Origin of the sequence: Clostridium mobile, from assembly GCF_018918285.1 — a bacterium.
GTDB lineage: Bacteria > Bacillota > Clostridia > Clostridiales > Clostridiaceae > Clostridium_AW > Clostridium_AW mobile.
In genome coordinates this window covers 592,247-605,579 of record NZ_JAHLQF010000001.1, presented here as the reverse complement: position 1 = coordinate 605,579, position 13,333 = coordinate 592,247, and the positions used below count along the sequence as shown (strand labels likewise).

The 13,333-nt window shown below is 31.0% G+C and carries 9 protein-coding genes; 8 read left to right on the top strand and 1 reads right to left on the bottom strand.

Going from position 1 to position 13,333, the window contains the following annotated elements; all coding sequences use genetic code 11:
* Positions 1 to 49 precede the first annotated feature (49 nt).
* Positions 50 to 1,468 carry a spore germination protein gene (locus tag KQI86_RS03015; protein ID WP_216437675.1) on the bottom strand — a complete coding sequence of 473 codons (1,419 nt, stop codon included), beginning with the start codon at positions 1,466 to 1,468 and terminating at the stop codon, positions 50 to 52.
* Positions 1,469 to 1,906: 438 nt separating this feature from the next.
* Here KQI86_RS03015 and KQI86_RS03010 point away from each other — a divergent pair, with 438 nt between their 5' ends.
* The 8 genes from KQI86_RS03010 (at position 1,907) to KQI86_RS02975 (ending at position 13,291) form a co-directional block, all read left to right on the top strand.
* Entirely contained in the window at positions 1,907 to 2,926 is a 1,020-nt protein-coding gene (locus KQI86_RS03010; RefSeq protein WP_216437674.1) for a LacI family DNA-binding transcriptional regulator, read from the top strand.
* A 10-nt stretch (positions 2,927 to 2,936) separates the two neighbouring features.
* A complete protein-coding gene (locus KQI86_RS03005; RefSeq protein ID WP_216437673.1) occupies positions 2,937 to 4,034 on the top strand; it encodes an ABC transporter ATP-binding protein in 1,098 nt (365 codons plus the stop codon).
* 23 nt (positions 4,035 to 4,057) lie between these two features.
* The gene (locus KQI86_RS03000; protein ID WP_216437672.1) at positions 4,058 to 5,416 is read left to right on the top strand and encodes an ABC transporter substrate-binding protein; all 1,359 of its coding nucleotides are present in this window, start codon (positions 4,058 to 4,060) and stop codon (positions 5,414 to 5,416) included.
* A 65-nt stretch (positions 5,417 to 5,481) separates the two neighbouring features.
* On the top strand, positions 5,482 to 6,348 hold the full coding sequence (locus KQI86_RS02995) for a carbohydrate ABC transporter permease (RefSeq protein ID WP_216437671.1): 867 nt from the start codon (positions 5,482 to 5,484) through the stop codon (positions 6,346 to 6,348).
* On the top strand, positions 6,348 to 7,175 hold the full coding sequence (locus tag KQI86_RS02990) for a carbohydrate ABC transporter permease (RefSeq protein ID WP_216437670.1): 828 nt from the start codon (positions 6,348 to 6,350) through the stop codon (positions 7,173 to 7,175). Before KQI86_RS02995 ends, KQI86_RS02990 begins: the two co-directional genes overlap by 1 nt.
* An 85-nt stretch (positions 7,176 to 7,260) precedes the next feature.
* Entirely contained in the window at positions 7,261 to 9,411 is a 2,151-nt protein-coding gene (locus KQI86_RS02985) for a TIM-barrel domain-containing protein (RefSeq protein WP_216437669.1), read from the top strand.
* Positions 9,412 to 9,429: 18 nt separating this feature from the next.
* Positions 9,430 to 10,908 carry a 4-alpha-glucanotransferase gene (malQ, locus tag KQI86_RS02980; RefSeq protein WP_216437668.1) on the top strand — a complete coding sequence of 493 codons (1,479 nt, stop codon included), beginning with the start codon at positions 9,430 to 9,432 and terminating at the stop codon, positions 10,906 to 10,908.
* Between the two features lie 7 nt (positions 10,909 to 10,915).
* Positions 10,916 to 13,291, top strand: a complete 2,376-nt coding sequence (locus tag KQI86_RS02975; protein WP_246582633.1) for a glycogen/starch/alpha-glucan phosphorylase — start codon at positions 10,916 to 10,918, stop codon at positions 13,289 to 13,291.
* Positions 13,292 to 13,333: the final 42 nt, after the last annotated feature.

Genomic DNA, 13,333 nt, shown 5'->3' with positions numbered 1-13,333 from the left:
TTGTATTAAAAATACAAGGTGCTATTTTTATTGGTGAAAAAACTTTTATTTATTTTTTATTTCTAATTTCAGGTATTGGTCTTCTTAAAAACATATTAAAAAATGCTTTTCTGTCAAAAGGTATTAATGGCCATAGGTAGGATTGATCTCCAAAAGCTTTTGTTGTGCAAATTATTACTAAAACAATTATTAACCCTGCAAAAAATCCTATTGTTTTAAATAAGCCTGTTAATATTATTAAAAATAATCTAAATATACGGATTGCCATACCAAACTCAATGCTTGGTGATGAAAATGTACCTATAGCAGCAATAGCCATGTATAATATGGATTCGGGAGCAAACCAGCCAACTTTTACAGCTAATTCGCTCAATACTAAACCTCCTATAATACCAAGGGATGTTGACAATGTATCAGGAGTATGAATAGATGCAGTTCTTAAAAAATCTAAACCAAACTCTAAGAGAATAAATTGAATGAAAAGAGGTATATTTCCAACCTCTTTAGGACCTATAAATGCAAGCCAAGAAGGCAAAAATTCCTGATTATAGACTAACAATAACCACAAAGGTGAAATTATGAATGCTAAAAACATAGCAAAGAATCTTATCCATCTTAAATACGTACCTACTAAAGGATTTTGATAGTAGTCCTCTGCATGTTGTGTAAAATGAAATATTGTTACTGGTAAAAGCATTACACTTGGAGAAGTATCCACTATTATTACAATATGTCCTTCAAGGAGGTGGGCAGCTACAACGTCAGGTCTTTCAGTGAATCTCACCTGAGGAAGTGGATTATACCATTTCTTTTTAATCAGAAGTTCTTCCAGATTTTTTTCTGCCATTACAAGTGCATTTACATCTATTTCATCTAGTTTGTTTTTAAGTTCACCTAGTAGTTTATGGTCAACCACATTATCAATATAACCAACGGCTACATCAGTTTTTGATTGACTTCCTACGCTCTTTAGTTCAAATATTAACCGAGGATCTCTGAGTCTTCTTCGTATTAATGCTGTATTAAAAATAATAGTTTCTACAAGACCATCCCTAGAGCCTCTTGTAACTTTTTCTAGGTCAGGTTCTTGAGGATTTCTTATAGGATACTCTCTTACATCTAGTAAAATTCCTTCATTTTGACCATCTAAAAATAAAGCGGCACCACCAGATAGTACTGAGGTTTTCATTGGTTCGAAGGTGTTAAAGGTATCTACTTCTATGTATGCAATTTCAGTTTGAAGAAGTTTGGTTATAGCATCAACAGAAATATCTTCTTTTTTCAAACTTTGAAGTCTTTCTAGTATGAAAAGCAAAATTTGATCTTTTGCAAAGCCATCAATAAAAACTAAATAAGCATTTACATCTCCAACTGTAATATCTCTACCTATTACATCAAAGCTTTTATCTACCGCTAGTTGTTGTTTTACTAATTGAATGTTTTCATTTAAATTTAAAGATAAACCCATTGACTCAGCCTCCTTTCTAAAGTATTTTGTCCTAAAATTATTTTTTTTACTTATGAATAAATAAATTACAGTTATTTTCATTAATTAAAAGAGTGCTCGCAAGCATAATTTTTCTATTATAACTAATATTTGTAGTACCTCTAAAGATAAATTTATGCATAAGTTAGAATGTTTTAGAAAGTAATATATGACACTGAACCAGGATTTAACTTGTAAAAATAAACATTTATTATAAAAAATAATAAAAATGGTTCATTAATTTTAGAAATGTGTTATAATGGAATTAATTCCTGGTAACGTTACCAATAACGTTACCAAAATGGAATTTTATATTTAAAGTGTTTTAAATGAGTAAATAACATAGGGCTAATATAATTTTATAATCTGCATGATAAGGTTTACTAAAATGTTTGTCATGCTTTGGAGGTAGGGTTTACTATGGATAATCTAACGATTAAGGATATATCTAGAATCGCAGGAGTAGGGGTAAGTACAGTATCTAGAGTATTAAATAATCATCCTGATGTGAAGGGTGAAATTAGAGCAAAAGTTTTAAAGGTAATTGAAGAACTTAACTATATACCTAATAATAGTGCAAGAAATTTAAAGAGAAATACTTCAAATAATATTGGAGTTTTGGTTAAAGGTATTCACAATCCATTCTTTTCAAAGATGATAAAATCCATAGAAGAGAAAATAGATGAAAATGGATACGCTATGATTCTTCATTATAACGAAAGTAATCCTAACGATTTTGATGCAGCTATTGAACTTATAAAGGAAAAAAAACTAAAAGGATTAATTTGTCTTGGAGGTTACTTTGATAATTTAGATGAAAAAAAGTTATTAGATTTAAAAACTCCACTAGTTTTAACATCTACAAGCATTATAGAAAATTTAAATAAAAAATATTTTTCTAGTGTAATTATAGAAAATGATAAGGCGGCGTTTAAGGCAGTAGATTACATATGCAAACTAGGACATAAAAATATTGGAATTATAACTACAGGAGAAGAAGATAAAGGTGTGGGGAAACTAAGGTTTCAAGGTTATAAGGAAGCACTTTTGAAGAACAATGTAGCTTATGATTCAAGGATGGTAGAAATAGGAGAATATACTTTTCAAACAGGATTTGACTCCATGAATAGATTAATAGATAAAAATTTAAATATAACAGCTGTATTTGTTACCGCTGATATTATGGCTATAGGAGCCTCAAAAGCAATATTAAGTAGAGGACTTAGAATACCAGAAGATATTTCTGTAGTGGGATTTGATGGAATAGATTATTCGCAATATTTTCATCCTTCATTAACTACTATAGAACAACCTGTAGAAGAAATGGGGAAAAAGAGCATAGAAATTTTATTTGATTTAATAAATAAAAAAGAAAAATATAATCATGTGGTATTTGAGACAAAATTATTGGAAAGAGAGTCTTGCAAAAAAATATTATAGGAGGTAAACCATGGCTAAGGTTATTTTAGAAAAAGTTGAAAAAGTTTATCCTAATGGATTTAAGGCTGTACATGGAATTAACTTAGAAGTAAATGATGGAGAGTTTATGGTATTTGTAGGGCCATCAGGATGTGCAAAATCCACTACTTTAAGAATGATAGCTGGTCTTGAAGAAATATCAGGAGGGAAAATTTATATTGGTGATAATTTAGTAAACGATATACCAGCAAAGGATAGGGGAATTGCAATGGTTTTTCAGAACTATGCATTATATCCACATATGACTGTTTATGATAATATGGCATTTTCTTTAAAGATAAAGAAAACTCCCAAAGATGTTATAGATGAAAAAGTTAAAGAAGCTGCAAGAATTTTAGACTTAGAAGAAGTTTTAAAAAGAAAACCCAAAGAATTGTCAGGTGGACAAAGACAGAGGGTTGCCGTAGGAAGGGCAATAGTAAGAGATCCAGATGTGTTTCTATTTGATGAACCTTTATCTAACTTAGATGCAAAACTAAGAGTTCACATGAGGGTTCAACTTTCAAAACTTCATAACAAGCTAAAAACTACAATGATATATGTTACTCATGACCAAGTAGAAGCAATGACTATGGGGGATAGAATATGTGTAATGAACTTAGGTAGAGTCATGCAGGTTGATACACCACTTAATTTGTACAAGTATCCTGCAAATAAATTTGTAGCTGGGTTTATTGGTTCTCCTGCTATGAACATTATAGAAGGAGAGTTAATTAATAATGGATTTATAGCTATAAAAATAGGAGGTGTAGAGTTACAGTTACCACAGAGCAAGGCTGATAAATTTAAAAATCATGTAGGCAAAAAAGTTTACTTTGGCATAAGGCCTGAACATATTAATTTAGAAGAAGGAGAATCTACTGTAAAGATTAAGGGGAGAGTTGCTGTAATTGAAAATATGGGAAATGAAGCATTTGTATATTTTGATTTCTTTGGAACTCAATTTATTGGGAAAGTAGACTCTTTAAAAGCTAATTTAATAAATATTGGACAAGAAGAAACTTTTGTGCTTCACATGGATAACTGTCATATTTTTGATTTTGACAGTGAAGAAAATATAGGTATTTAGAATAATTTGGGAGGGGAATATTTATGAAAAAAATTAAGAAAATTGTTGCATTAGCTCTTTCTTCAACATTGGTTATTTCGAGCTTATTGTTAGGAGGATGCTCATCAAAACAGGTGGACAATTCTGCGCAAAAACTAGCAGCAGATGGCAAAAAAGAAGTAGCATTAAATATATTCCAATTTAAAGTAGAAATTGCTAAAGAACTTGAAGAAGCTGCAAAAGCTTATTCTGCAGAACATCCAGGGGTTACAATAAACATTCAAACTGTAGGCGGTGGAGATGATTACGGTGCTGCACTTAGAGCTAAAATGCAATCAGGTGAAGAGCCAGCAATATTTAATATAGGTGGGCCACAAGACGTTAAAGACTGGCAGCCAAGACTGGCGGATTTATCTAAAGAACCTTGGGTAAGTAAAGCTGTTGAGGGAGTATTACCAGGAGTAACTGTAGATAACAAAGTTTATGGAATGCCATTTGCACTTGAAGGATATGGTTTCATATATAATAAAGGCATATTTGAAGCTGCTGGAATTGATACAAAGGCTATTAAGGATTATGCAAGTTTAGAAGCAGCAGTTAAAAAGCTTGATAATAAGATAAAAGCTAATGAATTAAAAGATAAATATCCTAAATTAGAAGCAGTATTCGAAATGCCTGCTAAGGAAACTTGGATAACTGGACTTCATACATCAAATGCAGTTTTATCTCAAGAATTCAATAGCGCTCTTGATGCTTTCGCAGCTAAAAAAGTAGATTTTAAACATGGTGATGCGTTAAAAGCGTTATACGACTTACAAGCTAATTATTCACCAAATGCTAAATCTAAAGGAAAATTAAATGCAATAGACTATGCAACTCAAGTTGGCCAAGGTTTAGCTATAGAACGTGTTGCTATTATACAACAAGGTAACTGGGTTTATAACGATGTTCAAAAGATAGATGCAAAGGTTGCAGAACAATTAGACATTTTACCAATACCAATTAAAGGAGTAAAAGAAGATTCAATACCAGTAGGAGTTCCTATGTACTGGGCAGTTAATAACAAAGTTTCACCAGAACAACAAGCTGCAGCTAAAGACTTTTTGAATTGGTTATATACTTCTGAAAAAGGAAAAGATTATGTTGTTAACAAATTCTTCTTCATACCTCCATTTAAAGGTTATGAAAACTTCCAACCTAAGGATTCTTTAGGTGCCGCTGTAAATAGATACGCTCAAGAAGGAAAATCATTACCATGGGTGTTCATGGGATATCCAACTGGTTGGGGAATGGATGTTCTTGGACAAGAGGTTCAAAAATATTTAGCTGGAGAAGTTGAGTGGGATGAGGCTATAAAGACAGCTCAAGCTAAGTGGGAGAAAGCGAGAAAGGAAAAAAAATAAATTAATTAGGGGAAGGGATTATTTCCTTCCTCAAATTATATAGAAATCGACATAAGGAGGTCACTATGAAAAAATCAAAATTATGGTTTAGTTTCTTTGTTGGACCCATACTAATTGCATTTTTACTGGTTGTAGTCATACCGGCTATAACAGGAGTATATTATTCTTTTACAGATTGGAATGGCATAGAGAATAAGGCCACTTTTGTTGGAGTTTCAAATTATATAGAGATATTTAAAGAAGGAAATGGATTTATACAAGCCTTTGTATTTACAGCAACTTTTTCTTTGGTATCTGTTATTACAATTAATTTAATTGGCTTTGGATTAGCACTATTAGTTACTAGAGGAATGAAAACAAGTAACATTTTAAGAAGCATATTTTTTATGCCTAATATGGTGGGGGGACTTATATTAGGATTTATATGGCAGTTTATATTTACAAAGGCTTTTGATTCTATCGGTGCTAAACTTGGATGGGAATTTTTAAGAGGATGGCTTTCTACTACAGCAACTGGTTTTTGGGGACTTGTTATATTGATGTCTTGGCAAATGTCAGGATACATGATGGTAGTTTATATAGCAGCTCTAGAAGGTATTCCTGAGAGCTTAAAAGAAGCAGCAGAAATAGATGGAGCTAATGGATTTCAAAAACTTATTAATATAACCATACCTTTAGTTGCACCAGCTTTTACTGTTGGACTTTTTTTAACATTATCCAATTCTTTTAAATTGTTTGATCAAAACTTATCACTTACAGCGGGAGGGCCATATAATTCTACACAAATGTTAGCTCTTAATATCTATAATTCAGCCTTTGTATATAACGAGTTTGGTATAGCGCAAGCTAAGGCAGTAATATTCTTGATTACTGTAGCAGCCATAACTTTAACTCAATTAAATTTCAGTAAGAAAAAGGAGGTAGAAATGTAATGAGAGAAGCTACTTCAAAAAAAGTAGGGTGGAGTATATTAGCAATATTTACAGCTCTTACATTTTTAGCACCACTATATATTGCCTTTATAAACTCTTTTAAAACTCAAAAAGGTATTTATAGTAATGTTATAGGTTTACCTGGAAAAGATACCTTTACTTTAAATAATTACTTTCAGGCATTTAAAGATTTAAACTTTCTTCACTCCTTTATGAATTCTTTACTAATTACAGTAGTGAGTACTGTGATTATAGTTATATTTGCTTCAATGGCAGCTTGGATGTTAGTAAGATCAAAAACAAAAATAAGCAAATTTTTATTCTTTTTATTTGCAGGAGCTATGCTAATACCTTTTCAATCAGTAATGTTACCTCTTATTAACTTGATGGGGAAATTGAACTTATTAAATCCAGCAGGGCTAGTATTTATGTATTTAGGATTTGGATCAAGTTTATCTATAATAATGTATCATGGATTTATAAAAAATATACCAGTGGAGTTAGAAGAGGCGGCTACCATAGATGGATGTAACAAGTTTCAAATATTTTGGTTAATTGTTTTTCCATTATTAAAACCAATAACTGTTACAGTAAGTATTTTAAATGCAATGTGGATATGGAACGACTTTTTATTACCTCAATTAGTTATAAACAGGCCTAAATGGCATACGCTTCCCTTAAAGATGTTTTACTTTTTTGGGCAATATTCAAAGCAGTGGAATTTAGCATTAGCAGGGCTTGTGCTAGGTATGATTCCTATAATTATATTCTATTTATTTGCTCAAAAACACATTGTAAAAGGTGTTACACAAGGGTCTATTAAATAAAATTTAATTTAATATATCTTTGTTAAGCAATGCGGTGATATTGATGATCATATTTAATTAATTAAACAATAGGTGGGGTGAAGAAATGAAAGTATTTAAAATAACTGAGAGTGTAACTAAGTATACCTTTGGAAAACCTATAAATACAGAAGCTGTAGTTTTAACTGGAGAAGAGTGCTTTAGGGATTCTTTAGAATTTTTAAAAGTAAAGTATAATCAAGAGCTAGAACTTGATTATGATATGAATACACAAGATGTTATATGGGGTCTTGGAGAAAATCAAAGGGGAATGAATAAAAAGGGGGGTATATATGAATCTTTCTGCAGTGATGATCCAAGGCATACCCCTGATAAGAAATCTTTATATGGGGCTCACAATTTTATAGTAATAGATGGAGATAATAAATTCGGTGTTTTTGTAGACTATCCAGGAAAGGTAACATTTGATATAGGGTTTTCAAAGAAAAATAAGTTAAAGATTATTGTAGAAGAAAGTAACGTAGATGTTTATATAATTAAGGGAAAATCTCCTAAAAATATTGTAAGAGAATTTCTAGGTATTATAGGAGAAAGTTATGTTCCTCCTAAATGGGCTTTTGGATATCAACAATCAAGATGGGGTTATAAAGATTCAAAAGATATTAAAGAAATTGCAGAGAAATTTATTGAGAATAAAATTCCTTGTGATGCAATTTGCCTTGATATAGATTATATGGAGAGATTCAAAGATTTTACTATAGATAAGGATGCTTTTCCAAATTTTAAAGGTTTCGTAAAGGAAATAAAAGAAAAGGGTTTTAGACTTATACCTATAATTGATGCAGGGGTTAAGATAGAAAAGGGTTATGAAGTTTATGAAGAAGGTATAGAAAATAAATATTTTTGTGCTGATGACAAGGGAGAACCATTTATAGCAGCAGTTTGGCCAGGAGTATGCCATTTTCCAGATTTTTTAAATAGTAAAGCTAGAGAGTGGTTTGGACTAAAATATAAATTCCTAACGGATTTAGGAATTGAAGGCTTTTGGAATGACATGAATGAACCAGCTATATTTTATACTCCTAGAGGTTTAAAGGAAGCTGTTGAAACTGCAAAGGCTTCTGAAAAAGAGAACTTAGATATACACTCTTTCTTTGCATTACAAGATGTATTTTCAAAGATGGCTAACAATATAGCGGATTACAAAGGTTTTTATCACAATATGAATGGAAATATTGTTAATCATTATAAGGTTCATAATCTTTATGGTTACAACATGACAAGAAGTGCTGGGGAAGCTTTTAGAAAAATTAATTCTAATAAAAGATTTTTACTATTTTCACGAGCTTCATATATAGGAATGCATAGGTATGGTGGCATATGGACAGGGGATAACCACTCTTGGTGGGAACACATTTTGTTAAATATAAAAATGATGCCTTCTTTAAATATGTGTGGTTTTTTCTATATTGGAGCAGATACAGGTGGTTTTGGTAGTGATGCTAATGAGCAATTAGTTATAAGGTGGAATCAATTTAGTATATTTACACCTTTATTTAGAAATCATTCAGCCATGGGAACTAGGAGCCAAGAACCATACTCATTTGGTGAGAATACTAAAGAAATTATTACAAAAGCAATAGAATTTAGATATGCATTGATCCCTTATATTTATTCAGAATATATGAAGGCAATTAATAATAGAAACATGTATTTTATGCCAATTTCCTTTGAATATAATGATGAAATGTCAAGAAGAATAGAGAATCAACTTTTATTAGGTGAAAGTTTAATGATTGCTCCTGTTTATGAAGAAAATGCGGTGGGAAGATATGTTTATCTTCCAGAGGACATGCTTTTATGGAAAGTAAGGGATTACAGGAATAGAAAATATGAAGTGGTTAAAAAAGGACATAATTATTTGAATGTTGATTTTGATGAGATTCCATTATTTATTAGAAAAAATAAAATTTTAGTTTTAGGCAAATCTTCTCACAATGTAGAGAGCTTAGATAGCGCAGAATTAAATGTAATAGCCTTTGTAGAAAATGAGGCAAATTATATATATTATGATGATGATGGAAATAGCTACGATTTTAAAAAAGGTAAGTATTCAGAAATAATTATATGCATTAGAAAAAATAATGAGGATTACGAAATAGAAGTTAAAAATAAAGGGAATAAATTAGTGAAAAAAATAAGCTTTGACATAGTAGATGTAGATGGAAATATTATTAAGAAAATAATCTATTTATAAGGAAAAAGGAGAAAGTTGATGATTACAAGAAGCAGTGGTATTTTAATGCATATTACATCGCTACCAAGTCCCTATGGTATTGGGACCTTTGGAAAAGAAGCATATGATTTTGTAGATTTTTTAGAGAAATCAGGGCAAAAATATTGGCAAATACTACCTATTGGACCCACAGGCTACGGTGATTCACCTTATCAATCCTATTCAGCTTTTGCAGGCAATCCATATCTTATAGATTTGCCATTGCTTACAGAAATGGGATTATTAAAAGATGAGGATTATGAAAATATAGATTTTGGTGAAGATTGTACCAAGGTAGATTATAATAAAATATTTAAAAACAAGATGCCTATTTTAAAAAAAGCTTTCAAAAATAGTAAAGGTAAATATGAAAATGAGATAAAAAGGTTTAGAGAAGAAAATAAATTATGGATAGAAGACTATGTTTTATATATGAGTATAAAAGAAAAATTTAGCTTAAAGCCTTGGCAGGAATGGGATGAAGAAATTAAGTTAAGAGATGAAGAAGTTTTAAAAAAATACAAAGAAGAATTAAAAGAAGAAATAGATTATTGGATGTTTTTACAATATATATTTTTCAAACAATGGATGGAATTAAAAAACTATGCAAACCATAAAGGAATAAAGATCATAGGAGATATACCAATTTACGTAGCAACAGATAGTGCTGATACTTGGGCAAATAGTGAAGTGTTTGTTTTAGATGAAAATAAAAATCCTACTGTTGTCTCTGGATGTCCGCCGGATGCTTTTTCACCGACAGGACAATTGTGGGGAAATCCTATATATAGATGGGACTACCTGGATAAGACAGGATATGCTTGGTGGATAGAGAGAATTAAAGCAAGTAGTAAAATATATGATATCACAAGAATAGATCATTTCAGAGGATTTGAATCTTATTGGGAAGTACCAGCAAAAGAAGATACTGCAATAAATGGAAAATGGGTTAAGGGACCGGGAATGAAACTATTTAATAAAATAAAAGAAGAATTAGGAGAAATTGAAATAATAGCAGAAGATTTAGGATTTCTAACTAAAGAAGTTATTGATTTTAGAATTGCTTCTGGATATCCTGGAATGAAAATCTTAGAATTTGCTTTTGATACTAGAGAAGAAAGTGATTATTTGCCACATAATTATGATAAAAATTGTGTGGTATACACTGGAACTCATGATAATGATACTGTCAATGGATGGCTTGAAAATACAAATGAAAAAGATGTGGAGTTTGCTATAAAATATCTGAAATTAACAAAAGAGGAAGGCTACAATTGGGGATTCATAAGAGGAGCCTTAAGTTCAGTTGCAAATCTTGCTGTAATACAGATGCAGGATTATTTAGGACTATCAACTGAAGCTAGAATGAATGTTCCATCAACTATAGGTGGGAATTGGCAGTGGAGGGTTAAGACGGAGGATTTAACAGAGGGATTAGTTAAAAATATTTATGATATTACAAAACTATATGGAAGGTAGGAGTAATATGATTAATACTAAGGAACTTAAGATAGCTATAGAAAGAATTATTAAAATAGACTATGGCAAATCTTTAGCTAAAGCAAAAAATTATGAAAAGTATAATGCACTTTCAAAAGCTATTATGGAAACTATAATTGTTAACTGGGAAGAAACTGAAAGTGCTTATGATAAAGGAAAACAAGCCTACTATTTATCAGCAGAGTTTTTGATGGGAAGAGCTTTAGGAAATAATTTAATGAATTTAGGAATTTATGATGAAGTAGAAGAAGTTTTGAAAGAATTAGGTATAGATATTAACGAAATAGAAGAGGCGGAAGAAGATGCAGGCCTTGGGAATGGAGGACTTGGAAGACTAGCGGCTTGTTTTATGGAGTCAGCAGCTACAAAAAACTTACCGTTAACGGGCTATGGAATTAGGTATAGTTATGGATTATTTAAACAAAGTTTTATAGATGGTTTTCAAGTAGAGGAAGAAGATGACTGGTTGAAATATGGCGACCCATGGTCTATTAGGCGAGAAGAAGATACTGTTATTGTAGAGTTTGCTGATGGCAAAGTTAAAGCTGTGCCGTATGATACACCCATTATAGGTTATAGTACAAAAAACATAAATAAGCTTAGACTTTTTAAAGCAGAACCTTTGGTAGATTTCGATTTTAAATTATTTAATTCTCAAAAATATGATGAGGCAGTAAAAGAAAAGAATAGGGCTGAAGATATTTCTAGGGTATTATACCCAAATGATTCTACTGAAGAAGGTAAAATTCTTAGATTGAAGCAACAATATTTTTTTGTTTCTGCAGGATTGAATGATATACTTAAAAAGTTTAAAAAAGTACATGGAAATAATTTTAAAGAATTTGCTAAATATAATGCAATACAGCTTAATGATACCCATCCAGTTGTAGCCATACCAGAGCTTATGAGAATATTAACAGATGAGGAAGGTTTACTATGGGAAGATGCTTGGAATGTTGTAGTCAACACTTTTTCCTATACAAATCACACTATATTAAAAGAGGCTCTTGAGGAGTGGAATGTGGAGCTTTATGAAAGGTTACTTCCTCGAATTTATGAGATAATTAAGGATATAGATAAAATATTTAATGAAGAACTTATGGAAAAGAAGTATTCAAAAGAAAAAATCCATTCTATGAGGATAATAAATGAGGACAAGATTAGAATGGCTTATCTTGCAATTCATGGAACTCATGTTACAAATGGTGTGGCTAAGCTTCATACGGATATATTAAAGTATCAAGAGTTAAAAGATTGGCATGAGCTTTACCCAAATAGATTCCAAAACAAGACTAATGGTATCACTCCTAGAAGATGGCTACTTTTAACAAATAGGGAGCTATCAAAATTAATAACAGAGCTCCTAGGAAACAGTAATTGGATTACTAACCTTCATGAATTAAAAAAGCTGGAGCAGTATATAGAAGATCCATCAGTACTAGATAAATTATTAGAAATAAAAAAGGCTAATAAAGAGCGATTAGCAAAATATATTAAAGAACAAGAAGGGATTAGTATAAATCCAGACTCATTATTTGATATACAAATTAAAAGGTTACACGAATACAAAAGACAACTTCTTAACGCTTTTGGTATATTAGATCTATATTTTAAACTAAAAGAAAATCCTAATATGGACATTGTCCCAAGGACTTTTATATTTGGAGCAAAGGCTGCACCGGGATATGTTAGAGCAAAGGCTATAATAAAATTTATTAATGAAATTGCAAAACTTGTAAATAATGATTCTGAAATAAAGGATAAAATAAAAGTTGTATTCGTGGAGAATTATAGAGTTTCTTATGCTGAAAAATTGTTTCCAGCAGCGGATATTTCTGAACAAATATCTACAGCAGGAAAGGAAGCTTCAGGAACTGGCAATATGAAATTTATGCTAAATGGAACTCCAACCATCGGAACTTACGATGGTGCTAATGTGGAGATAGTCCAAGAAGCAGGAGAAGAAAATAACTTTATTTTTGGAGCTAGAGTGGAGGAAATTGAAAAAATTAAGGATACTTATAATCCTAAGGAATATTATGAAACTGTTCCAGGATTAAAGAGAGTTGTAGATACCTTAATTGATGGTACTTTTGACGATGGAGGAAATGGTAGCTTTAAAGAATTGCACACATCTTTACTTGAAGGTGCAAGCTGGCATAAGGCAGATAATTATTTTATACTTAGAGACTTTAAAGATTATATAGAAGCTCAATATAGAGTAGATAAAGCGTACAGAGATAGGCGCGGATGGGCTAAAAAAGCTCTAATGAATATTTCAAATGCAGGAAAGTTTAGCAGTGATAGAACCATAGAGGAATATGCAAAAGAAATTTGGAATATAGCTCCTAAAAAAATATGATAAAAGAAGAAAAGTTAAAATTAGAATTTAATTTTAACTTTT